Source organism: Nonomuraea sp. NPDC048881 (genome assembly GCF_040649795.1).
Lineage (GTDB): Bacteria > Actinomycetota > Actinomycetes > Streptosporangiales > Streptosporangiaceae > Nonomuraea.
In genome coordinates this window covers 360,164-382,767 of the sequence record NZ_JBEZGC010000001.1, presented here as the reverse complement: position 1 = coordinate 382,767, position 22,604 = coordinate 360,164, and the positions used below count along the sequence as shown (strand labels likewise).

The window sequence follows — 22,604 nt, the reverse complement described above, 5'->3', positions numbered from 1 at the left end:
TGGCCCTAGTGAGCCATCTACCTATAGCTTCACTAAGGCTACTTCGGAGCAGTCTGGAGCTGTATCCGTTGTCTATATTATTGCTATCCAGGGTGCGGGCATCCTGCCTGATATCGCTAAGTCTACGGGTACCACCTTCGCCACGCCGAACGTTGTTACTCCGGGCCTTACTCCTACCGCTTCAACCGGTCTTGAAGTCAGGTTCTATGTTGGCGACCTTGTAAATGCGACAGGCACGCAGTCATTTAGTGCCCCCAGTACCTTTACCCAGAGGGAGACTCGACAGCTCAATTTCCTTCTAGCTGGCGTCGCAACCAAGGCGCTCGCATCCGGAACCGCGACGACTAACCTCAATGCTGCCGCTTCGGCTACCATTGATGCAGCCGTGTCAATCACGGTTTTTATCCCTAGTGCATCGCTTCTAGTCTCTCCATCGGGTATCACTTCCGGGGAGACCTTTGGCGCGACAGCCGTAAGCGCCGCGTTCCCTCAATCGCTCACCCTCCCCGGTATCCCGTCCAGTGAGAGCGTGGGGACGCTGAACGTTAACCTCCCCGTGGCCTCGGGCGGGATCGTCTCAGGAGAGGTGTTCGGCTCTCTCGCTGTGTTCGCCGGCCTGGGCGTCCCCGGCATCCCCTCGGGTCAGTCGTTCGGCGCTACCAAGCTCGTCCAGCAGCAGTTCGCCCGCCCTACCGGCATCCCCTCGGCGGAGGCACACGGTTCTGCGCTCCTCCAGCTCGGCTACCCCCAAAGCTTGGAGGCTGTTGGGATCGCCTCCCTTGAGTACGTCTCCGACCTTCTCAAGGTGGCCAATCGCCACTCCCTGGTCTTCAGGCCACCTAGCGTCCAGGAGACACCTGCGGGTCGCAACGTCCTTCACGTCAGATACGGAGTCCATAGGGGCATCTCTGTCATACAGAGATCGGACGGCTCTATCTATCAGACCAGATATCCGGCCCTTACCGACCTGGAGCAAGCTCTCAAGTACTGGATGGGCGGCTATCGGCATGTCATCTCTCTTGACGAGGCAGAGGAGCTGACCGCGGCTGGCTATGGATCGAACATCACATTGGAAGAGGTTTAATGCGCAGATTCACGTTCACGACTACCGCGACCCCCAGGCATCAGGGCGAAGGGGTGGATTTCGGTGATGGCACGGCTGCCTATCGCCTGAAGGAGAACACCGGCGCCTGGTCTAAGCCCTATGCCGGAAGGGTGCAGGACATCGCCTTCCAGTACGGCGGCCTTGACGGCTACTCCTTCTCCTACATCGATGCCTGATGGCACACCAGTGCAATTGCTCTTGGTCGCCTAGTCCTCATAGGACCTTCGGCGAGTGCATGAGGAGTAAGAACATCAAGGTCGCCTATTGCCAGTCTGTGAAGGGTTTGGATTACACCAAGCAGAAGACTTGGGATAGAGACCTTGACTCCTATGCGTCCGCTAGACGTGAAGGGATGCAGCCGAAGAGTACGAATCGAGTGGACGTCGAGTCAGCTAGACAGTGGTCGGACAGGGAGGGGGTTGCCTATGGAGTTACAGGCGGAGCTGAATCGCTTGGCTGGGACTGATGGACTGGGCGCTGCCGCCGCCGCCAAGGTGTGGGCGGCATGCCCGCGCGACTACGACGTGACGGGGGCCCTGAACTTCAAGGCGTTCCAGGTAGGCGGAGACGAGCACAGAGAGCGCTGGTTAGCCCTTCAGGGCGTCTGCAACGTCCTCGCCGGCACAGATGGACTGGGGGCCTGTGAGGCCCTTTCGAGGATCCCGTAGTGGCCACGCTCGGGTCCCTGGCTGACAGGGTTCTACAGCTCCTCCAGGGGGACAGTCTCGACCAGGCCGAGCAGACGTTCCTTACCGCTGACGTGTCTCCCGCTGACCTCACCCTGGCAGTGGACGACGTGAGCCAGCTCTCTCAGGGGTTGGCCGAGATCGGTTCAGAGCTTGTGTGGATCAAGGGTGTTGACAGGCAGGCCGGAACGGTCGCCCTCTCCCCCTTCGGCCGTGGCTACAGGTCCACTCAGGCCGTGAGTCATCTCGCCGGTACTGCGGTCGTCAACTCCCCTAGATACTCGCGTGCCAAGGTCCTGGAGACGATCAACACCTGTATTGAGTCCAGCTATCCAGATCTGTTCACGTTCAAGGCTGCCACGTTCCCGTATGTCGCTGCGCGGAACACCTACGCGCTGCCTGCCGACTGTGAGCAGTTGCACTCTTTGGCCTGGGAAAGTGTTGGCCCGAGTCGTACATGGATCCGAGCCAACGACTACAGGTTTGATCCGAACGCGGATACCGATGCCTTCCCTAGTGGCAAGTCTGTAGACATCTGGGAGCCCATTGTTCCAGGGAGGACGATCCGGGTTTCCTACATCACTTCCCCGACTCCGCTTGACGATGAGAGCCAGAGCTTCACTGCCTCTGGTCTAGCTGCTACTGCGGAAGAGGCGATTCTCTACGGGGCGTGCTACCGGCTGATTGGCTTCCTGGAGCCACCTCGCCTACAGACGGCAGCGGTCGAGTCCTCTGCTCGTAGTCAGTTGGTTCCGCCTGGCGCTGGAGTGAACGCGGCCAAGTTCTTCTATGGCCTGTACCTGGAAGCACTGAGCAACGAGCGGGAGCGGCTACTACGGATTCATGGGACTACCGTGCATAGGACAAGGAGACTTATCTAATGGCCAGGATTTACCACAGCTCTAATGCACGGGAAACCACGCTGTCTGTTGCTATCAACGCCTCGGCTACCACCATTAGCGTTGATACGCCGGTGGGCTATCCGGCTACTACGCCTTTCGTTATCATCGTTGATCTCGGCACGTCCAGCGAAGAGATCATGTTAGTTACCGCTGTTGCGGGGGCCAACTGGACGGTAGACCGAGGCTATGACAACTCCACTGCGCTCTCTCACGACATCGGCGCTAAGATTGTTCACGGTGTTGCCGCAAGCGAGATTGACGACGCTAATGCGCACATCAACGCCACGACGAATATCCATGGGCTCACTGGTGGCGCTGCCCTGGTTGGTACTACGACGGCTCAGACTCTTAGCAATAAGACTCTGACGACTCCCACCATCAACGGCGGGACCATCAGTGGCGGAACCATCAGTAACGCCACCTTGGCGAGTCCAGTCATCGGCAACTTCTCGGCTGCCCAGCATACCCACACCGATGCAGCGTCCGGCGGAGCTATCAACGCTTTTGAAAAGCTGCGGATGTTTGTCGTCGGCAGCATGTCGGTGGTGCCGGACACTCAGACCGATGTCTCATTTGCTACAGGCACCTTTACCTATAACGTAGGCCCCCTCTGGTCTGCCGCGAAGCCGACACGTATCCTCTGCCCTAAGCCAGGCATATATCAGATCAACGTGAGCGACCTCACCGATAGTGCCTACAATGAGAATCACGTCATTGATGCCTATCTGGTGTACTACGCGGGTGGAGCTGCGGGGGCAGGGATCACCATTGCTCAAGCCACTAATGCCATCACAAGTGGCGGGTCGTCGCAGACGTTTGGCCTCTGGAAGCTGCATCTAGGTGTCGGCTACGCCTGCAATGCAGGGGATGAACTAGGGCTTCGGGTCAATTTCAACTATGGTCCTGGCGCAAGCACAAGGAGCTTCTTCTACAGGCTGTCCGTCTACTGGTCGGCTCCACTGTGAGTTTCTATGACGTACGTAAGGGGCTGCCCTTTCGGCTGGCGTTCAAGCCTAAGTCCGCCGCATCTCCATTCGGTGACGCACTCAACGCCTATGACGTGGCAATCAGTGGCATCCCGTTTCTACTGAAGATCGATAAGGAGAATCCTCTCACTCGATCAACGGCCCAGTTCCGAAAGCAACAGCTTGACACAAGTCTTGAGCCAGGCGAGCAGTCCCTTAGTGGTTGGTGGCTCAGATCTCAAAGCTCATTCCACTATGGTGCAGGCATCAAGTATGGGGATCCGGAGCTTGATGAGACTGCTGCATTCCGCTTCACGTCCAGCGAAGGTGTCAATCCTTGGATTCCGGGCCAAGTGTCCCTCTTGCCGACCACTACCCTCATTAAGGCGGCCTCTGGGCCGGTGAAGGTTATCACCGGTTTAAGCGGCGGAGTCGAGAAGTACTATCGGGTGGATGGGGCTGATGTCTGGCAGGGTGATGCGTCTGGCACAGAGACCAAGGTGTATGACGGGTCTGCCACAATCCTTGATATCACCACCGATGGTAGTGATGTGTACTTCGCTACCGCTGATGACATCATGGTCATCCCTGGCGGGTCTGGTACTGCATCTCAGAAGTGGGATCTAACCGCGGCTTCGTCTGTGGTTATCGGATGGGTTAAGCAGCGGCTCGTAGCAGGCATCAACAACAGCATCTATATCCCCGCCTTCGGTTCTGCAATTCTCCCGGCTGCGGTCTACTCCCACCCCAATGCCTCTTGGAGATGGACCGACATCGCAGAGGGACCAGAGGCAATCTATATCTCTGGTGGTGTTGGCTCGGAGTCGGTCATCATCCGCCTCGCCTTAGATGCCACGGGAGCTGTGCCTACCCTGACCAACGCGACCGTGGTCGCCCAGTTCCCTACCGGTGAGACCGTTCAGTCCATGCATGCCTACCTCGGTACCTACCTGGGCATCGGAACGAGCAAGGGTGTGCGCGTGGCTGTCATGGGTACTGGTGGCGCCCTCCAGTACGGACCTCTGGTGGACACGCCGGCCTCTGTCAAGTGTGTGACCGCTCGCGGGAATGGGTTCCTCTGCGGATACTCTGACGGCTTCACTGATGGCACGTCCGGACTCCTGAGGGTCGAGCTGAGAAGTCAGTTCCCCAATGGAGCCTTCCCCTACGCCACCGACCTTCAGAGTCATGCAGTGGGTTCTGTGGACTCGGTAGCCATCCTGCCGACAAGCGGCCTAGCCATCTTCGGTGTGACTGACTCGGGAGTCTATCGAGAGCACCCGACTGACCTGGAGACTACTGGTTGGCTTCTGACTGGAAGGCATCGATTCGGAACCGTCTGGCCGAAGTTGTTCAAGCGGTTCAACGTACGAGGTGACTTCACGGGCCCCATGACGGTCTCCACCGTTGACGAGGACGGGAATGAGACAAGTCTCATCTCTTTGACGAGTGGTAGTGACCAGTCTCTAGACCTGGCGATCAACTATCCCAGTACGCCTCAGGAGTTCCTTAGTCTGAAGTTCACTCTCAACAGGGCTTCCGATCACACTCAAGGTACGGTGTTCCGCTCCTATCAGCTCAAGTCCTTGCCTGGTGGCCCTCGGCCTAGGCAGTTCACGATTCCTCTCATGTGTTTTGACTACGAGAGGGATCGTAACGAAGTGACTCATGGATGGACCGGGTTTGCCATGGAGAGACTTGAGGCACTGGAAGCCCTTGACTCCTCGGGCGACGCGGTTCTCTTCCAGGATCTTGGGAGCAATACAGCGATCCTATGCACTATCGAGGCCATGGAATATCGACAGGTAGACGCTCGGGGTACTAACGGATCCCGATGGGGAGGAGTGCTGACCGTAGCTCTAAGGACGTTGTCCTCATGAGTGAGCTGACTGTGCAGATCGTCTCTGGCGTTGCTGTGCCGGTGGTCCTTGGTCTCGTGGGCTGGGTTGTCCGTAAGGCCATCCAAGACCTGAAAAGCCAGATCACTCCCAACGGGGGATCTAGCCTCTACGACCAAGCCAAGGAAGCCAAGGACCTAGCAAGCAAGGCGGTTGAACTAGGGGTGCTCAATGAGGCGCGGCTTAAGCAACTGGAGACCAAGGTAGATGCCCTCATTCTCTCCCGCATTCCGTAAGGGACACGAGAGGCACGTACCCGAGGGGGAAATGGTTGCCCTCTGGTTCGGGGTGGATGCTCACATGGACTCCACTCTCAACACCTGGGAGTACCTACAGCGCAAGGGGACAGTTCCCCATCTCCTCTGGCATCCGGCAACGGGTGAGGTCCATGTGGGGGCCCCGCTGGATCACACGGGAACGATGTGGGGAGGCGGCAGTTACGCGGTGACCGTGGCAGTCATCTGCCGGCCTGCCGACCCATTCACGGATCAGCCCTTCCTTGGAGCTGACGCGGTTCTAGGACGCCTGCGTTCTGTGGGCATCCCGGACGACTGGCCGATGGGCCCTCCGTCCTACTCGGAGCACTCCAGGACTACGCGGGGCCAGTTGAAGCCAGGTCACTATGCCGCCGATCAGATCGATAGCCGCTACCAGGGGATTGGAGCAATAGACGTTGCGCGACTATTCGGAAAGGGAGCCGATGCCTGACGAGGTGGACGTTCCCGAGGGAGAGATTGAGGTCTCTCAGGAAGAGGGGTGGTATCCCGACGATGACGACGAGGAGTAAGTTTCTCGCTACCGGTAAGCGGTTCGTAGGGACGAAGGGTAGACCTAACCTCTTCACCCGCTGGTACGCCAAGCTGTCTGGTAGCGCCTACCTGTCCGCGGCCTGGTGTGCCATGTTCGTCAGCTACATCGCCAGCACCGTGGGTCTCAAGTCTGTCGGCAGGTTTGCCTACTGCCCCTCATGGGTGAACTACTTCAAGAGAGAGAAGCGGTGGGGTCACACCCCTAAGCCTGGGGCAATCGTGTTCTTCGACTGGAACCGCGACGACCAGGCAGACCATGTGGGGATCGTAGAGTACGTGAAGGGCCCGTATGTCTACACCATTGAGGGCAATAAGGGCGATGCGGTCCGTCGTGTAGCGAGGTCACCTAGAGACATCCTCGGGTACGGCTATCCCGTCTTTGATGAGGAGTCCAGGACCTATACCGTCAAGGCCGGAGATTCCCTCTCCAAGGTGGCTGTTCGGTTCTATGCCGATGCCTCTAAGTGGAAGGACATCTATCAAGCCAACCGGGGGCTTATCGGTGACGATCCAGCTCTAATCAAGGCTGGCCAGAAGCTCAAGCTTCCCTAGGCGTACAGAAGGCCCCCCATCCCATAGGACAAGGGGCCTTCCGGAGTCCTTCACAAACCATCACGAAAGCCAAGGACAAAAGAAAGCTAGCACAAGATCACAAAAAGGCGCCATCCTTTCACGCCGGGTCATCACTCCGGCTGGACTGCCTTTCTGTCTCGTGCTGGACCAAGAGGCTTGGAGACATCGGGAGAAGATCATGGGTAAGTATGCGAGTCTGCTTAACACTCTTGTTGCGGTTGCACTCAGCTCTGTAGGCGTTGCCGTCGTACAGTCCGGAGGTGACTGGAGCCTGGCTCTGGACGGTGTTGCCGTGACAATCTTGACGGCTGTTATCAAGGCGCTGAATCCGGCTGATCCTGACGTGGGACTAGGCCGTAAGGATAGCTAGCCGTACTTAAGGAGAGAGCCCCTACCTTCGGGTAGGGGCTCTCTTCGTCGTGTCATAAAGAATCTTTAAGTAGTCACGTATAGGAGTGGATCACTCACGCAAGAGAAAACCCCCCTGCCAGCCTAGGAAGGCGACAGGGGGGCATCTTCGTCACCAGCCCTTTGGGCACATGATTCGAGCTGCTGACTGATTGCCAGTGAGGAGGGCAAGATGGAACACTCTTACTCCTGGCAGTGGCCAGCCTAGCATTACTCGGGACACCAGTAATCCCCCATAGCAGGGCCTTGGAGGGAGCTACGGGGGATCACCGGGAAGTAAGAACCTACGGGGGGTACTCACTTCCTTCCATAGGAAGCACGCCGGACCAGGATTGCCCCTATGGAGATCATGTATGTACTTGTGATGGAGGGATGGGGCCCGTCCGCCCCCCTGTGTCGTGACGGGCGGGCCCCATCTACCCTCCTGCGGTAGCCCTCCCCCTCTGCACGTCTCGTCCTTCAGGAGAGGGGGAGGGCTCCTGATCGTCGCTGCGCTGACGACCTGGACAGAGACTATGGTCAGCGTCTGCTTTGTCCGAATCGGACATGGATAACCTCCGCCATGTTTTCACCGGTATGGGTAGCAGATTGCCTTTCGTCCCGTTGCTCTGTCTGGCTAGGAGCTGGAGCCCTGCCGGCTCGTATGTCGTCCACGAGCTGGAGAGCATCGTGAGTCTTCCGCTCGCCCTCATCCATTTGGATGTATCCCGCCGTAACCCTGCGGTCAGAATGATCAGCCGTTCTTTGAACGTGCTGCATGGGGTCAGAGACGCCCGCCTCTTCTAGGGCATAGAAGAGGTCAGTTAACCCGCCTCGCCTTCCGGCATGGGATGCCTTCCAACGGGAATAGACTCCCGCCTCTTTGAAGGCTTCCCTCCAGATCCTAGGAAGGTCCTTGATTGGCTCCTCGGGCAGGAGTCTGCGCCCCCTCTTCTTGCCGGGGGTGACCTTTCCGTCTCCCTTGGAGTTGGGGAACATGTACCAGTCGGCTAACGGCTTCTGCCCTACAAGTCTTTCGTAGTCCGCTAACCAGCCGTCAAAGGCTTCCCGTTGGGATGTGGTTAACCGAAGAGTCTTGCGGCCGTTCTTGGCCTTGAAGTTGGTGAAGGTGTACGTGCCGTGAGGGGCATCAGGGGTGGGCTTGGGTTTGAAGTCTCCGACCTTCATGGCTCCCAGCTCGCCAGCCCGACGCCTGAGAAGGTAGCCGATACGGATAAGCCAAGCGTCTTTAGGAGAGTAGGCGTACGTGGAGTCAAAGACCTTCGCCTCTTCCTCCGCGAACATGAAGCTCACTTGCGGCTTAGGTCGTACCGGCCTGGTCCCGAGAAAGGCATGCAGGGGGCCGACCTGATATCCCGAAACGGCTAGCCAGCGGATGAAGGTCTTGATCCTCCCCCACTGGCCAGCGTGCGTGGTCTTGATACCGTCGTTTGGCCACCGATCATGGATGATCCCCATAACCGTCTCGTCGGTTAGGTCGGTGGTGTAGGCCGAGCGCTTTAACCGCTTCTCCAGTTCACGGGTGAATACGTTCAGCGTTGACCGGATACATGCCGTGCTTGAACCGGTCTTGCTCCATGAACCAAGGCTCTTGATCCGCATGTATTCATCTACTGCCGCGACCAGAGAAGCGGACTTCCGTTCGGTGCTCATCTCGTATGCGTTCTCCATGACTCTAGGTTACCAGGAAAACGGACATACGGTATAACAAAGGGACGAACGGGATTTAACTTGTTACAACTATGCCATCGGCAAGATTCTTCTCACGCTCTGGCACACCCCGTCGCTCGCCTGCGCGGCGGCCAGCCGTTCGGCCGTGGGGCTGCCGTACTCGGTGGTGCGCTGGCGTACCGGCCGGCCGGTGACCTCGACCATCTCGCGCAGCTCGCTGATCGTCTTGTACGAGCCGTTCTCCGAGCCCGCCATCCGGCTGATCGTCTCCTCCATGAGGGTGCCGCCGAGGTCGTTCACGCCGCCCCGGAGCACCTGGCGGCACAGGTCGTCCTGGAGCTTGACCCACGAGCACTGGATGTTGGAGATCGCGCCGTGCAGCAGGATCCTGGCCAGGGCGTGCACCGCGCGGTTCTCCTGGGCGGTGGGGCCGGGCCGGGCGATGCCGGCCAGGTAGATCGGGGCGCTGGTGTGCACGAACGGCAGCAGCACGAACTCCGAGAACCCGCCGGTCTGCTCCTGCAGCCGCCTGATCAGCTTGATGTGCCTGACCCAGTGCAGGTGGTGGTCCACGTGGCCGTACATCATCGTGGACGTCGTCGGGATGCCGACCTTGTGGGCCGTGGTGATGACCTCGATCCATTCCTTGGCCGGCAGCTTGCCCTTGGTCAGCACCCAGCGCACGTCGTCGTCGAGGATCTCGGCCGCCGTGCCGGGCAGCGAGTCCACCCCGGCCTCCTTGGCGGCCTCCAGCCAGTCGCGTATAGACAGGTTCGTCCGGGAGGCTCCGTTGATGACCTCCATCGGGGAGAACGCGTGCACGTGCATGCCGGGCGTCCTGGCCTTGACCGCCCTGGCGATGTCGAAGTACGCGGTTCCCGGCAGGTCGGGATGGATGCCGCCCTGCATGCACACCTCGGTCGCGCCCGCCGCCCACGCCTCCTCGGCCCGGTCGGCCACCTGGTCCAGGCTGAGCGTGTACGCGTCGGCGTCGGTCCTGCGCTGGGCGAAGGCGCAGAAGCGGCAGCCGGTGTAGCAGACGTTGGTGAAGTTGATGTTCCGGTTGACGACGTAGGTGACCTCGTCGCCGACGGCCTGCGCGCGCAGCGCGTCGGCGATGGCCGCCAGCTCGTCCAGCGCCTCGCCCTCCGCGCCCAGCAGCGCGACGGCCTCGGCATCGGTCAGCCCGGCGGGGTCGGCCTCGGCCCGCCGGAGCGCCTGGCGCACGTCGCTCGGCGTCGAGGCGGCGATCGGGCCGAGGCGTTCGCGCAGGGCCGTCCAGTCGCCGTAGACGTGGTCGAAGTCGTCGCGCCGGTCGGTCGCCCGGCCGGTGGTGTCCACCTCGACGTGCAGGTCCACCCGGCCGGCGGCGGTGAACCCGCCGTCCGGCTCCTGCCAGGGACGGCCCTGCGGCAAGGCGTCCTCGCGGGCGAGCCCGGTGCCGGGGTCGGCCAGGGCCTCGACGTGCGCGAACAGCCGCGGGTCCAGCCAGGGCTCGCCGGCCCGCACGTACTCGGGGTAGATCGTCAGGCGTTCCCGCAGGTCGAAGCCGGATTCGGCGGTACGCGCCGCCAGGTCGTCGATCTGCGGCCAGGGGCGTTCCGGGTTCACGTGGTCGGGGGTCAGGGGCGAGACGCCGCCCCAGTCGTCGATGCCGGCGCGGATCATGAGCGCGTACTCGGAGTCGACCAGGTTGGGCGGGGCCTGGAGGCGTACGCGGGGGCCGAGGACCAGGCGCGCGACGGCGATCGTGGCCGCGAGCTCGTGCAGGTCGGCGTCCGGCAGGCCGCGCATGGCCGTGTCCGGCTTGGCGCGGAAGTTCTGGACGATGACCTCCTGGATGCCGCCGTACTCGCGGGCCACCTTCCGGACGGCGAAGATCGACTCGGCCCGGTCCTCGACGGTCTCGCCGATGCCGATGAGGATCCCGGTCGTGAACGGCACGTTGCTGCGGCCGGCGTCCTCCAGCACGCGCAGCCGTACCGCCGGGTCCTTGTCGGGGGAGCCGTGGTGCGGCTGCCCCTTCTCCTCGAACAGCCGCCGCGAGGTGGTCTCCAGCATCATGCCCATCGACGGCGCGACCGGCTTGAGCCGCTGCAGGTCACGCCAGCTCAGCACACCGGGGTTGAGGTGCGGCAGCAGCCCGGTCTCCTCCAGCACCAGGATGGCCATGGCTCGCACGTAGGACAACGTGTCGTCATAGCCGTGCGCGTCCAGCCACTCGCGGGCCTGGTGCCAGCGGTCCTCCGGCCGGTCCCCCAGCGTGAACAGCGCCTCCTTGCAGCCCATCGCCGCGCCCTGCCGGGCGATCTCCAGCACCTCGTCCGGGCTCAGGAAGGCCGACTCCAGCTTGTGCGGCGCGGTCGCGAACGTGCAGTAGCCGCAACGGTCCCGGCACAACCTGGTCAGCGGGATGAACACCTTCCTGCTGTAGGTGATCACCCCTTCCCTGCCGGCGGCCTTCAGCCCGGCGTCGCGCACGCGGGAGGCGTGGTCGAGCAGCGCGTCGAGCTGCTCGCCGCGCGCGTGCAGCAGCACGACGGCCTCGGTGAGGTCGAGCGCCTTGCCGTCACGGGCACGGGCGAGGGCACGGCGAAGCGCGGAATCACTGACAAGACTCATAGAGGCACAGTACGCACCCCTGAGTTCGTGACGCGCACTCAGGGCGGGATGTCAGAAGGACCGGTAGTCGCGCGCGGCCATCCGCGGCCCGCGCGCGGGCGGTCGCAGACCGCTGAGCCAGACGAGCACCGTCGCCCGGTGCCGATGCCCCCGGTACGGCTCCAGCAGCCGCATCATCCCCTGGTCGTCGGTCTTCTCCCCGGTGAGCGCGTAGCCGACCAGCTTGGCCAGGTGGAAGTCCCCCACGCTCACCGCGTCGGCGTCGCCGAAGACCCGCTGGCGCACCTCGGCCGACGTCCAGACGCCGATGCCGGGCAGGGCCCGCAGCAGCCGGTCGAGCTCGTCCGTGGTGGCCGCGGCCTCCAGCTTGGCGGCGTGCCAGGCGGCGTTGGCGATCGTCCGGGCCCGGACGGCCTCCGCGCCCGCCCGGTGCCAGTGCCAGCTCGGGATCTGCCGCCACACGACCGGCTCGGGCGGCACGCGCATGCCGTCGGGGGCGGGACCGGGGGCGGGCTCGCCGTAGTGGCGCAGCAGGTAGCGCCAGGCCCGCCACGCCTCCCGGCCGACGACCTTCTGCTCCAGCACCGCGGGCACCAGCGCCTCCATGACCCGCCCGGTACGCCCGATGCGCAGCCCCGCGTGCTTGCGCGCCACGTCCGCCAGCACGTCGTGCCGGACGCGGAAGCCGGAGACGTCGTCGAGCGCGCCGAGCAGGGCTGGCAGGGTCTCCAGCGACCATCCGGCGCCCGGCCCCCACGCCTGGGCCCGCACGGCCGCGGCCGTCACGGTCACCCGCAGCGTGCTCGGGCCGTCGGGGGTGCGGCAGGCGCGCCAGATCGAGCCGTCGGAGGTGCGGCGCCAGGCGGGATCACCGGTGCCGCGCCGGTGGGGGCCGAGGGCCAGCTCCACGTCGAGCGGCCCGTCGGGCTCCCACCTGCGTTCCATCACATGTCCAGTCTGCCGCGCGGCGGCGGGTGGTCGCTCACCCGCGCGACCCCGGTGGGCGGGTCAGACGTCGCTGGAGTAGCGGACCGCGCGCTCGGGCAGCTCGACGCCCGGCCAGACGCGCACCCCGCCCTGCAGCTCGTTGCCCGGCCCGACCACCGCGCCGTCACCGATCACCGCGTCGCGCACGACCGTGCCGGCGCAGATCCGGGCGCCCTTGCCCACGACCGAGTCGCTCACCGTGGCGCCCGCCTCGACGACGCTGTCGTCGCACAACACCGAGCCCACCACGGACGCGCCCGCCTCGACGACGGCCCGCGCGCCGACGGCGGTGCCGCCCTGGACCTTGGCCTCGGCCGAGATCTTCGCCCCGTCGAGGGCGAGGTGTTCGCCCTGCGGGCCGGGCAGCGCCGGCGAGTCGAGCCGCCCGAGCACCAGGTCGCGCGAGCCCTTCACGAACGCGGCCGGCGTGCCCACGTCTAGCCAGTACGTGCGGTCGGCGTAGCCCAGCACCAGCTCGCCGGAGTCGATCAGCCCGGGGAACGTCTCGCGCTCCACGGAGACGACCTCGCCGCGCGGGATCGAGTCGATCACCGAGCGGGTGAAGACGTAGCAGCCGGCGTTGATGCGGTTGGTGACCGGGTTGGGGGTCTTCTCCAGGAACGCGGTCACCCGTCCGGACTCGTCGGTCGGCACGCAGCCGAACCGCGTCGGGTCGTCCACCTCCGTCAGGTGGAGCGTCACGGCGGCGCCGCGCTCGCAGTGGGTGCGCACCTGGTCGCCGATGTCGTGGCCGGACAGGATGTCGCCGTTGAGGATGAGCACCGGGTCGGAGGGCCCGCCGGTGAGCGCCTCGGCGGCGTTGCGGATGGCCCCGCCGGTGCCGAGCGGCGTCTCCTCGGTCATGTATTCGAGCGAGAGCCCGAGTGCCGACCCGTCACCGAAGGCGGGCTCGAACATCGCCGCCTTGTACGAGGTCGCGAACACGATCCGGCGCACGCCGAAGGACCGGGCACGGGCGAGTTGGTGGGCCAGGAACGGCACTCCGGCGGTCGGCAGCAGCGGCTTGGGCGTGCCCAGTGTCAGCGGACGCAGGCGTGTGCCCTGCCCCCCGACCAGGAGGATCGCCTCGAGGTCTGGCAAAGAGCTCTCCATCACTCCGTGAGAGTAGCGAACTATTCGATTGCGCGTTGATAAGAGTTGAGATGCGCCTCCGCCGAGGCCTCCCAGGTGAATTCGCGTGCCCGCGCCCGCCCGGCCTCCTGCAACTGCCGCCTCCGGTCGGCGGAGGCGAGCAGTTCGCCCAGGGCGTCGGCGATGCTGTCGGCGTCCGGCTCAGTGTAGGCGACGGCGTCGCCGCCCACCTCGGGCAGCGAGGTGCGGTGGCTGGTGAGGACGGCCGCGCCGCAGGCCATGGCCTCCAGCACCGGCATGCCGAAGCCCTCGCCCCGGGAGGGGAACGCCACGACGAGCGCACCGCCCAGGAACCCCGGCAGATCGGGCGCGCGCAGGTATCCCGGCCTGATCACCCGGACGGTGGCCTCGACCTCGCGGCAGGCGGCGTCGACGTCGTCCTCGTGCACGCCGCCGCCGAGCACCAGCGCGGGCGGCGTCTCCAGCCGCTTGACGGCGGCGGCGAAGCCGCGGATCAGGTTGGGCACGTTCTTGCGGGGGTCGAGGTTGCCGAGGAAGGCCACGTACGGCTGGCCGCGCAGCCCGCACCTGATGGCCGCCCGGCGCACCTCGTCCTCGCTCGGCGGGTGGAACTGGGCGAGGTCGACGCCGTGGTAGGCGACGTCGATGCGGGTGGGGTCGGCCGACAACACGCGGACCAGCTCGTCCCTGGTCGCCTTGGACGGCACGATGACACGCTGCGCGTGCCGGACGGCGGTCCGCGTGGCCGAGCGGAAGAACGCGGCCCTGGCCGGGCTGTGCTGCTCGGGCTCGGTGAACCAGGTCACGTCGTGCACCGTCACGACGGTCGGCAGGCCGGAACGCAGCGGCATGGAGTAGTAGGGGGCGTGGATGACCTCGGCCCCCGTCTGGCGGGCGAGCAGCGGCACGCCGGTCTGCTCCCAGGCGAGCCGGGCGGCCCGGTTGGTGATGGCGACGGGGCCGGGGACGACACGGGCCGAAGGCGCCAGCCGCTGGTACCTTTCCGCTTCCGCACGCTGGCAGACCACGACCAGATCGGTCCCTGCCTGGTGGAGCGCGGCCACGAGCCCGTCCACGTACCGGATCAACGCACCACGGTCGGCGGGGACCGCGGCGGCATCGACGAGCACTCGAGGCATTACGTGGATCTTCTCCCCTCAAGATCGACGTGGGACCTGGCAAGTCCCCCCTCTTTGATTCAGCTTATGACCACCCTCCCCCAAATCGTGGGCCAAATCACACCGAGTCGCGACGTGCGGCAATTCCTGCCATACCTGCGCAGATCAGGTCACCGAGGATGATGACGATGCGGGAGCAGAGGGCCACCGCGATGGCCGCGCCGCTGTCGAGCACGGGGGCGAGCACCGCCACCATCGCCAGCTCGCGCACCCCGGCCCCGGCCGGCACGACGAAGGTCACGATGCCCAGGCACCACGACAGCGCGAAGGCCCCGACGGCGAACAGCAGGCCGCCCTGCGGCGCGACGAAGTAGAAGTGCACGCCGTAGGCCGTCCAGCCGGCCAGCGCCCAGCCGAGCGCGGTGAGCATGCCGCGCCGGGTGAGCGAGCGTTCCAGGGGCTCGCGCTTCAGCCTGCGCAGGCCGAAGCCGATCACGCCGTTGACGACCTTGGGCTCCAGGAGCACCAGCAGCAGCGGGATGAACAGCAGCACCCAGCCGAACCGGTGCCAGCCGAGCGTGACCAGCGTGACCAGCAGACCGCTGGCGATCTGGACGGGCATCATCAGGAAGAACGCCGCGGCGCTGCGCGGACGCGGCACGCCGAGGTCGCGGCCCATCTCCATCTGGGCGAGCACCGGCCAGACCGCGCCGGGGATGTACTTGCCGAGCTGGCCGACGAAGAACACCTTGGCGGCCGGTCGCAGCGGCAGCGGCGAGCCCAGGTCGGCCAGCAGCGTGCGCCAGGTGAGCATGGCCCCGAGCAGCGCGGCGACCACGGCGACGAGCGACCCGGCCAGCGCCGGCCACGACAGCCGGGCGAACCCGGCGACCACGGCGTCCCACTGCCTGGCCACCGCCCACGCGCCGAAGGCGAGCGCGACGGCGAGGAAGCCGAAGCGCAGCAGCCGGCGCGGCAGCGACCGCTTGGGGATCGCGCTCGCGCCGGTCTCGTCCACGAGGCTCACAGCGGCAGGACCCGCTCGGGCGGCTGCGGCAGCGCCGGCCCCGCGGGCCTGCGCGGGGTCTTGGTGGCCACCCACAGGTACGTCGGCACGACGGGCAGCAGCAGCCGCAGCACCTCGCGCGGCGCGCGGGCCAGCACGGCCTTGACCAGCCGGCCCGGCAGACCGGGGAACAGCTCCGACCCGGCGAACCTGGTCGGCGTGGCCAGCACCGGGAACGTGTAGTCCCAGACGTGGAAGGCGCGCAGCATCCGGCGCAGCCCCCGCCGGGTCCTGAACCGCTCGTAGTAGTGGTCGGCCCGGCCGAAGGCGCGCACGTAACGGTCGGCCAGCGCGGGCGGCAGGTACGACAGGAACGGCAGCTTGTAGTGGGGCTCGACGACCCCGAGCCGGTTGCCGAGCCCGAGGTAGAGCACCCCGGTGTCGGACAGCACGCGGTGCATCTCGGCCACCACGGCGTCGGGGTCGACCACGTGCTCGTAGATGTGGTTGAACACCAGCACGTCGATCGACCCGTCGGGGAAGGGCAGCGCCGTGCCGTCGCCGCAGACGAACGCCACCCGCTCGCCGAACCGGTCGGCGGCCTTGCGCAGCCCCGGCACGTCGATGTCGATGCCCAGCGTGTGCTTGGCCCCGGCCTGGGCCAGCTCGTCGGCGATGAACCCGGCCGAGCAGCCGACGTCGCCCACGGTCAGCCCGCCGAGCGGCCCCTGGAAGTGCTCCAGCACGGCGATGATCTTCGCGGCCTTGCGGCGGCGTTTGTCCTCGTCGAGCATGGCCGACTGGAATTCGGAGTACTCGAGCTGCGCGACCCGTTGCTTGCCCACGTCGCCCAACAGTACCCGCGCCGCGGGCCTCGGCAGGCTGACCTGGCACACATGCTGGCTCTCCCCCGGGCTCCCGCGTAGCCTGGGCTGATGTTGCGCCGCCTGCTGCGCGTCCTGCTCGCGCTGGTCGCCCTCGCCTTCCTCGGCTACGGCCTGGCGCGGAACTGGCACGACACCACGCAGGCCCTCTCCAGGCTGTCGCCGTGGGCGGTGCTTGGGGCGTTCGGCGCGGTGCTGGCCGGACAGGTCTGCATGCTGGCGGCCTGGCGGCAGATCATGGCGGGGCTCGGCACGCGGCTGCCGCTGCGGGTGGCCGGACGGATCATGTTCGTGGGCCAGCTCGGCAAGTACATCCCGGGCGCGGTGTGGGCGTACGCGGCCATGATGGACCTCGGGCGCGACCACGGGAGCCCGCCGCGGCGCACGTTCGCCACGATCTCGCTCGGGCTGGTGGTCAACCTGGGCGTCGGCATCTCGATCGCCGCCGCCACGCTGAGCTCGCACGAGGCCGTCCGCCGGGCCTGGTACGTGGTGCTGCTGGTGCCGGTGATCATCGTGTGCCTGCATCCCAGGGTGCTCACCTGGGGGCTCAACCTGGCGCTGCGCATCGCCCGCAAGGAGCCGCTGGAGAGCGTGCTGCCCGGCCGCACGGTCGTCGTCACGGTGGCCTGGACCGCGCTCGGCTGGTTCGTCTACGGCCTGCACACCTGGCTGCTGTCCGGCCGCCCCGACCTCTACCTGGTGGCGACCGGCGCGTACGCGTTCGCCTGGTGCACCGGCATCCTGGCCTTCGTGGTGCCCGCCGGGGTGGGCGTGCGGGAGGGCGCGCTCGTGCTGGTGCTCGGACCGGTCATCGGCACCGCTCCGGCCATCGCGATGGCGATCGTGTCCCGGCTGGCGTTCACGCTGGCCGACGCGGTCGCCGCGGGGGCGGCGTTCCTGCTGGGCCGTCAGAGGGCGAGCAGCGCGCCCGCGTACGCGGCCCAGAACGGCTCGGGATCGACCGCCTTGACCCCCGACCGCAACCTCTCCGGCTCGCCCGAGGCGTAGAAGCGCTCGATCGCCGCGCGCAGCGCCCCGGCGTCGCCCGGCTCGACCAGCAGGCCGTCGACGCCGTCGGTCACGTGGTCGGCCAGCGCGCCCACCCGGGTGGCGATCACCGGCACGCCGTGCTCGTGGCCGAGCCAGACGTTCTGGCTGGCGGTGGCGCTGCGGTACGGCAGCACCAGCGCGTCGGCCGCGGCGAACAGCTTCGGCACGTCGGCGGCGGGGACGTACCCGGGCCGCAGCTCCACCCTGCCGGCCAGGCCCAGCTCGTCGATCAGCGCCTTCGTCTCGTCGAGGCCGCCCCAGAACTCGCCCGCCACGGTCAGCGAGATGCCCTCGGGCAACGCCCGCAGCAGCAGGTCGAGCCCCTTGTACGGGCGTACCATCCCGAAGAACAACAACCGCCGGCGCACCCCGCCGGACTTCTCGGCCGACGTGGACGGCAGGTGCGGCGGCAGCCCCGCCACCCCGACCGACTTGCCCGGCGCGAGCCCCCTGGCCAGCTCGGCCTGCTGCTCGGAGTGGGCCAGCACGCCGTCGACCCGCCGCAGCAGCGCCCTCATCAGCGGCTGGTCGTACGGCTTGCGCTCGTGCGGCAGCACGTTGTGGCAGAGCGCGACCGTCCGGGCCTGCCCCCCGATCCCGGACAGGATCCCCAGGTACGGAGGAACCTGGACGGAGCTCAGCACCGCCAGCACCACCAGGTCGGCCGTGCGCAACCGGCGTCCCGCCGCGTACCACCCGTCGGGCCGCCGCCAGTCGAGCCGCCGCGCGGTCCGCGGGTACGGCGTGCCCTCGGGCTCGGAGATCGTCTGCTGCCCGGGGTAGAGGAACGACGGGTACTGGGCCCGCCACGACTCGATCACCACGTCGTGGCCCTGACCCGCCAGCCGGTGCGCCAGCTCGGTGGTGTGCTGCGCCCCGCCCCCCTTGTACGGATGGGTCGGGCCGACGATCGCGATGCGCACGCGCTATTCCCCCCGCGACCGCACGATCAGGTCGGCCAGCAACGCCACCGAGCCGATCAGCAGGCCCGACAGGAAGATCATGACGGTGTTGGCCGGGAAGTAGAACGGCTGCCGGATCATGTCCCAGACGCCCTTCACGAGCCCGATCGCCACCAGCCACAGCGCGGGCGGCATGAGCACCTTGAGCGGGTTGAAGTACATGATCATCCGCAGCACCTGCAGGATGTAGCGATAGGCGTCGGAGACGAAGCTGAACTTCGACTTGCCGGCCCGCTTGGCGTACTCGATGGGCAGGTAGTAGACGTCGTGCTGGTTGGACAGGAACGACAGCGTGATCGTCGTGACGCAGGAGAACCCGGGCGGCAGCAGCCGCAGGTAGGGGCGGGCCACCGACTTGCGGAACGCGCGCAGCCCCGAGTTGAGGTCGGGGATCTTCTGCCCGGCGAGCTTCTCGGCCACCTTGCGGATCACCCACTTGGCCGGCACCCTCAGGATCTTGTGCGACCCCTCCTCGGTGGTGCGCGCGCCGACGACCTGGTCGACCGTCTGGTCCTTCTCCAGGATCTGGACCAGCTCGGGGATGCGCTCGTTGGGGTAGGTCATGTCGGCGTCGGTCCAGACGACGATCTCGCCCCTGGCCTCCTGCGTGCCGATGCGGCGCACGGTGCCCGAGCCGCCGTTGCGGTGGAAGGCGCGGATGCGCAGGTGGGGGTACTCGGGCGCGGCCTCTTCGAGCCGGGCCAGGGTCTGGTCGGTCGAGCAGTCGTCGACGGCGACCAGCTCGTAGGTGTAGCCGCTGGAGTCCATCGCCCGCGTGATGCGCTCGACCTCGTCGATGACGTGGTCCTGCTCGTTGTAGCAGGGCAGGACAATCGTGACGTACGGCGCTTCTTCCACGGCAGGTCCACTCTTGGGGGTCTCAAGCGTGCTCACGGGGGTCGAGGGTACTCTGCCCCGCTGGAAGCCGAGTCCACATCGACGGGCTTTACACTCACTTGATCAGCTGTGACCATCCTACGCCGGGCATCCTGAGCATCTCCTGACCCACCGCCTTGGCCCTGGCGGGGTCGTCGAAGCGCACGTACAGCACCTCGGGGATCTCGGCGAGCGTGAGAGGCCGGGCGTCGCTCCGATAGAGCCGGGCCAGCCGCAGCCCGAATGGCTTGTCCTGGAGGAACACCTCGGCCACGCCGTCCAGCTCGCGCAGCCGGGCCACGACGGCGTCGCGCTGCGCCTCGGTCGCCACCGTCCGGCAGGCGGCGTCCTCCTGCCACTGACCGCACATCACGACGGTCAGGTCCGCCTTGCCCCGCCAGAAGTCGGGCACCCGGGGCAGAAGCAGGACGCCCTTCTCCTCGGCCAGCCCCCGCCGGACGGCGTCGTAGTCGGCCGGTCCGCGCACCCCGCCCTCGATCATCGGGATCCAGTTCGCATCGGGGGGCCTGGTCAGGCCCTCGGTGATGATCGCCGTCTGGGCCCAGCGCCGCTCGACCTCGTCGGCGGGCACCAGCGTGGGCGCGACCGCCTCGGGGATCCGCCGGACCAGCGCCAGCACCCGCTCGGCGGTGCCCTCCGGGCAGCCCTGGGTGCCCTCGGTGCACAGCGTGACGGTGAAGCCGTCCACGACGGGCAGCGCGCCGACGGGCGGCGGCGAGGGCAGGAGCGAGCGCAGGTGCAGGTACCAGCCGCCCCCGCCGAGCGCCGCCGCCAGCAGGACGGCCGCCACGATCATCGCCGCCGTCCTCTGGTGGGCCCTGATCCAGGGCCGTAACCACGGCTCCCGGTCGTCGCCGAACGACAGCTCGTCGGTGTCAGACATGTCCAGAACTATCGCGATACGTCCAGAGCGGGGTCAACCCACCGCCATCCATACGTTCACCCGCAGAGTCCACGTCCCGTTGGGCGGGTCCACTAGCGAGCGCTCGTCCTGGCGCGTCACCAGGCCCATGATCTGCCGCGGCGTCCCGTAAGGGGCCACCTGGGCGGGGTCGGCGGCCAGCACGACCGGCACTCGGCCGGCCGCCCTGACCCTCTCGACGGCGGCCCGGACCTGCGGCTCCGCCGCCAGGTCGGAGCCTCCGGGCGGCCGCTTCACCTGCGCCGCCGGACGTCCGCACATCCCGCGGACGAGCTGGGTGAAGCGGTCGCCGGTCACCCGCTCGACGAACAGCACCGACGCCTCGGCCGGAAGCGCCGCGCACATCGACCGGACCGCCGCCGCCTCCCCCCGCTCGACCGGCGTGAACGCGGTGCCGATCGAAGTGACCACCGGCGGCACGAGCACCAGCAGCACCCCCGCGACCGTCGCCCACCGCCGTACCCGCTCCCGCGGCCACGACCGCTCGCGCAGCCATCCGAGCCCCCACACCGCCAGCACGATCAGCCCCGGGATCACGACCGGGACCAGCCGCCGGGAGGCCCACGGCTGGTCGGGGGTGATCTCGGGCCGCAGCAGCGTGGTGATCGTCGTCCAGCCGATCATCGCCAGCGGCAGCAGCCAGACGAACGGCCTGCCGTCGCGTAGCAGCCTGCGCAGCAGCACGGCCGCCGCGACCGTGGCCAGCACGACGGCCGGGATGCCGATGTACCAGGTCACCCAGTGGAGCGAGAGCTCGAAGTAGAGCCGGTCCGCCTGGACGGGCAGGCCGTTGGCCTGCTGGATCTGGGCGATGAACTCGGCCGTGCGGGCGTCCTCCTCGTTCGTGGCCTTCCTGGTCACGGTCTGGAACCAGGGACGCGCGTACAGACCGGCCATCACCAGCACGACCAGCGCGGCCCCCGCCGTCGGCAACCACCGCGGCGGCCGGAACCCGGCCAGCTTGGGCGCGACGGCCACGCCGACCGGCGTGAGCACGAGCACGACCGCGCAGATGAGCAGCAGCGGCCGCACGGACCCGGACAGATACTCCAGATACGGACGGGCCAGCACGTACGCCGCCAGCAGCCCGAGCCCCGCCCCCGCCACCAGCCCCGCCAGCAGCGGCAGCCCCACCGCGCCCTGCGGCCTGCCGGAGCGCCGCATCGCGACCAGCAGCCCCGCGTACGCCAGCACCGGCAGCACGTCGCGCAACCCGTCGACCCTGACGAGCACGGCCAGCCCCAGGACCAGCCCGGCCGGCAGCCCCTGCCGCCAGCCGGGCCGCTCGACCTCGATCGCGTCCTGGGCCAGCGCCAGCCCGCCGAACAGCAGGATCAGCGACGGGATCTCGCTGAACGTCGTGCGCGAGGTGTAGAGGATCGGCAGGCTCACCGCGAACGCCGCCGCCGCGAGCACCGCCCACCGGCCACCGGCCAGCCGCGCCGCCACCCCGGCCACCGTCAGCACGGCCAGCGCCCCCAGCACGGCCGGCACCGCGAACGGCGCCCCCAGCCAGTCGCCGATCGCGAACACCAGCGGCGGCCCCGGCATGAACTGCGGCACCACCCCGCCGTCCACCGCATACGTGCCGACGCTGTCGAAGTACAGGGAGGGGTGGTGGCCGCCGAACGCCGCCGCCTGGTCCGGGATCGGCAGCGAGCCGTGCCCGGCGATCCAGGCGGCGTACTGGGCGTAGGTCGCCGGGTCGCGCCGGACCAGCAGCTGCTCGGAATGCATGACGACGTTGAACACGCCCGACCCGGCGGCCACCGCCACGACCCCCGCCACCTGCCAGGGCGTGGCCTGGACGCCCTGGCCCGCGCCCCGCCTCCCGCGCAGGACGCCGCGCGTGCCCGCCCAGCACAGCAGCGCCGCCGCGGGCACTCCGAGCAGCACCGCGGGCAGCGGCGCGAACCGGCCGGCCAGCAGCAGCGGCAGGCCCGCGAGCAGCCAGCCCGCCAGGGCGAGCGCGGGCGACACCGACAACGCGGCCAGCACGCGGCCCGATCGATCACGTTCCATC

Annotated in this window: 19 protein-coding genes; 8 read left to right on the top strand and 11 right to left on the bottom strand. The window is 66.9% G+C overall.

The genetic code is table 11. The features are described from left to right. Nucleotides 1-529: 529 nt before the first annotated feature. The 7 genes from AB0C33_RS01870 to AB0C33_RS01840 all read left to right on the top strand — a co-directional run bounded on the left by AB0C33_RS01870 (nucleotide 530) and on the right by AB0C33_RS01840 (nucleotide 6,917). Nucleotides 530-1,084 (top strand): hypothetical protein, encoded by a 555-nt coding sequence (locus AB0C33_RS01870; protein ID WP_358282641.1) that lies wholly within the window; start codon nucleotides 530-532, stop codon nucleotides 1,082-1,084. Continuing rightward, the gene (locus AB0C33_RS01865) at nucleotides 1,084-1,281 is read left to right on the top strand and encodes a hypothetical protein (protein WP_358282639.1); all 198 of its coding nucleotides are present in this window, start codon (nucleotides 1,084-1,086) and stop codon (nucleotides 1,279-1,281) included. Before AB0C33_RS01870 ends, AB0C33_RS01865 begins: the two co-directional genes overlap by 1 nt. Nucleotides 1,282-1,772: 491 nt before the next feature. Beyond that, nucleotides 1,773-2,672 carry a hypothetical protein gene (locus AB0C33_RS01860; RefSeq protein WP_358282638.1) on the top strand — a complete coding sequence of 300 codons (900 nt, stop codon included), beginning with the start codon at nucleotides 1,773-1,775 and terminating at the stop codon, nucleotides 2,670-2,672. Beyond that, entirely contained in the window at nucleotides 2,672-3,658 is a 987-nt protein-coding gene (locus AB0C33_RS01855; protein ID WP_358282636.1) for a hypothetical protein, read from the top strand. Before AB0C33_RS01860 ends, AB0C33_RS01855 begins: the two co-directional genes overlap by 1 nt. Next, a complete protein-coding gene (locus AB0C33_RS01850; protein ID WP_358282634.1) occupies nucleotides 3,655-5,538 on the top strand; it encodes a hypothetical protein in 1,884 nt (627 codons plus the stop codon). Before AB0C33_RS01855 ends, AB0C33_RS01850 begins: the two co-directional genes overlap by 4 nt. Further along, entirely contained in the window at nucleotides 5,535-5,792 is a 258-nt protein-coding gene (locus tag AB0C33_RS01845; RefSeq protein WP_358282632.1) for a hypothetical protein, read from the top strand. The genes AB0C33_RS01850 and AB0C33_RS01845 overlap by 4 nt, the downstream gene beginning before the upstream one ends. Nucleotides 5,793-6,326: 534 nt before the next feature. Beyond that, nucleotides 6,327-6,917, top strand: a complete 591-nt coding sequence (locus tag AB0C33_RS01840; protein ID WP_358282630.1) for a CHAP domain-containing protein — start codon at nucleotides 6,327-6,329, stop codon at nucleotides 6,915-6,917. A 948-nt stretch (nucleotides 6,918-7,865) separates the two neighbouring features. On the opposite strand, the gene AB0C33_RS01835 is transcribed toward AB0C33_RS01840, so the two are convergent. From AB0C33_RS01835 to AB0C33_RS01805, 7 genes are all read right to left on the bottom strand, one after another. After that, nucleotides 7,866-9,017, bottom strand: a complete 1,152-nt coding sequence (locus AB0C33_RS01835; protein ID WP_358282628.1) for a hypothetical protein — start codon at nucleotides 9,015-9,017, stop codon at nucleotides 7,866-7,868. A gap of 69 nt (nucleotides 9,018-9,086) precedes the next feature. Continuing rightward, complete coding sequence (locus AB0C33_RS01830) at nucleotides 9,087-11,639, bottom strand: bifunctional FO biosynthesis protein CofGH (RefSeq protein WP_358282626.1); 2,553 nt, start codon at nucleotides 11,637-11,639, stop codon at nucleotides 9,087-9,089. A 51-nt stretch (nucleotides 11,640-11,690) separates the two neighbouring features. Next, entirely contained in the window at nucleotides 11,691-12,584 is an 894-nt protein-coding gene (locus AB0C33_RS01825; protein WP_358282624.1) for a DNA-3-methyladenine glycosylase 2 family protein, read from the bottom strand. A gap of 63 nt (nucleotides 12,585-12,647) precedes the next feature. Continuing rightward, the gene (locus AB0C33_RS01820) at nucleotides 12,648-13,739 is read right to left on the bottom strand and encodes an NDP-sugar synthase (protein WP_358282622.1); all 1,092 of its coding nucleotides are present in this window, start codon (nucleotides 13,737-13,739) and stop codon (nucleotides 12,648-12,650) included. 20 nt (nucleotides 13,740-13,759) lie between these two features. Continuing rightward, a complete protein-coding gene (locus AB0C33_RS01815; RefSeq protein ID WP_358282620.1) occupies nucleotides 13,760-14,878 on the bottom strand; it encodes a glycosyltransferase family 1 protein in 1,119 nt (372 codons plus the stop codon). A gap of 97 nt (nucleotides 14,879-14,975) precedes the next feature. Then, nucleotides 14,976-15,884: a lysylphosphatidylglycerol synthase domain-containing protein gene (locus tag AB0C33_RS01810; protein WP_358282618.1), complete on the bottom strand. Its 909-nt coding sequence runs from the start codon at nucleotides 15,882-15,884 to the stop codon at nucleotides 14,976-14,978. Beyond that, nucleotides 15,881-16,708, bottom strand: coding sequence for a class I SAM-dependent methyltransferase (locus tag AB0C33_RS01805; protein ID WP_358282616.1), 828 nt, complete (start codon nucleotides 16,706-16,708; stop codon nucleotides 15,881-15,883). Before AB0C33_RS01805 ends, AB0C33_RS01810 begins: the two co-directional genes overlap by 4 nt. A 90-nt stretch (nucleotides 16,709-16,798) precedes the next feature. On the opposite strand from AB0C33_RS01805, the gene AB0C33_RS01800 reads away from it, so the two are divergent. Then, on the top strand, nucleotides 16,799-17,758 hold the full coding sequence (locus AB0C33_RS01800; protein ID WP_358282614.1) for a lysylphosphatidylglycerol synthase transmembrane domain-containing protein: 960 nt from the start codon (nucleotides 16,799-16,801) through the stop codon (nucleotides 17,756-17,758). Here the strand turns inward: AB0C33_RS01800 and AB0C33_RS01795 are convergent. From AB0C33_RS01795 to AB0C33_RS01780, 4 genes are read right to left on the bottom strand one after another with little or no spacing between them, the layout of a single operon-like run. After that, a complete protein-coding gene (locus AB0C33_RS01795) occupies nucleotides 17,659-18,723 on the bottom strand; it encodes a glycosyltransferase family 4 protein (RefSeq protein ID WP_358282612.1) in 1,065 nt (354 codons plus the stop codon). The two genes, AB0C33_RS01800 and AB0C33_RS01795, sit on opposite strands and share 100 nt — an antisense overlap. A gap of 3 nt (nucleotides 18,724-18,726) precedes the next feature. Further along, complete coding sequence (locus AB0C33_RS01790; RefSeq protein ID WP_358282610.1) at nucleotides 18,727-19,656, bottom strand: glycosyltransferase family 2 protein; 930 nt, start codon at nucleotides 19,654-19,656, stop codon at nucleotides 18,727-18,729. A gap of 58 nt (nucleotides 19,657-19,714) precedes the next feature. Continuing rightward, nucleotides 19,715-20,542 (bottom strand): hypothetical protein, encoded by an 828-nt coding sequence (locus AB0C33_RS01785; RefSeq protein WP_358282608.1) that lies wholly within the window; start codon nucleotides 20,540-20,542, stop codon nucleotides 19,715-19,717. A gap of 33 nt (nucleotides 20,543-20,575) precedes the next feature. Beyond that, nucleotides 20,576-22,603, bottom strand: a complete 2,028-nt coding sequence (locus AB0C33_RS01780; RefSeq protein ID WP_358282606.1) for a hypothetical protein — start codon at nucleotides 22,601-22,603, stop codon at nucleotides 20,576-20,578. Nucleotide 22,604: the final 1 nt, after the last annotated feature.

What these genes read in the sequence shown, in the direction of transcription:
- AB0C33_RS01855 (WP_358282636.1), top strand. Translation starts at nt 2,672, where the DNA reads ATGGCCAGGATTTACCACAGCTCTAATGCACGGGAAACCACGCTGTCT.
- AB0C33_RS01785 (WP_358282608.1), bottom strand. Translation starts at nt 20,542, where the DNA reads ATGTCTGACACCGACGAGCTGTCGTTCGGCGACGACCGGGAGCCGTGG.
- AB0C33_RS01800 (WP_358282614.1), top strand. Translation starts at nt 16,799, where the DNA reads ATGTTGCGCCGCCTGCTGCGCGTCCTGCTCGCGCTGGTCGCCCTCGCC.
- AB0C33_RS01780 (WP_358282606.1), bottom strand. Translation starts at nt 22,603, where the DNA reads ATGGAACGTGATCGATCGGGCCGCGTGCTGGCCGCGTTGTCGGTGTCG.
- AB0C33_RS01825 (WP_358282624.1), bottom strand. Translation starts at nt 12,584, where the DNA reads ATGGAACGCAGGTGGGAGCCCGACGGGCCGCTCGACGTGGAGCTGGCC.
- AB0C33_RS01815 (WP_358282620.1), bottom strand. Translation starts at nt 14,878, where the DNA reads ATGCCTCGAGTGCTCGTCGATGCCGCCGCGGTCCCCGCCGACCGTGGT.
- AB0C33_RS01835 (WP_358282628.1), bottom strand. Translation starts at nt 9,017, where the DNA reads ATGGAGAACGCATACGAGATGAGCACCGAACGGAAGTCCGCTTCTCTG.
- AB0C33_RS01865 (WP_358282639.1), top strand. Translation starts at nt 1,084, where the DNA reads ATGCGCAGATTCACGTTCACGACTACCGCGACCCCCAGGCATCAGGGC.
- AB0C33_RS01845 (WP_358282632.1), top strand. Translation starts at nt 5,535, where the DNA reads ATGAGTGAGCTGACTGTGCAGATCGTCTCTGGCGTTGCTGTGCCGGTG.
- AB0C33_RS01840 (WP_358282630.1), top strand. Translation starts at nt 6,327, where the DNA reads ATGACGACGAGGAGTAAGTTTCTCGCTACCGGTAAGCGGTTCGTAGGG.
- AB0C33_RS01820 (WP_358282622.1), bottom strand. Translation starts at nt 13,739, where the DNA reads ATGGAGAGCTCTTTGCCAGACCTCGAGGCGATCCTCCTGGTCGGGGGG.
- AB0C33_RS01830 (WP_358282626.1), bottom strand. Translation starts at nt 11,639, where the DNA reads ATGAGTCTTGTCAGTGATTCCGCGCTTCGCCGTGCCCTCGCCCGTGCC.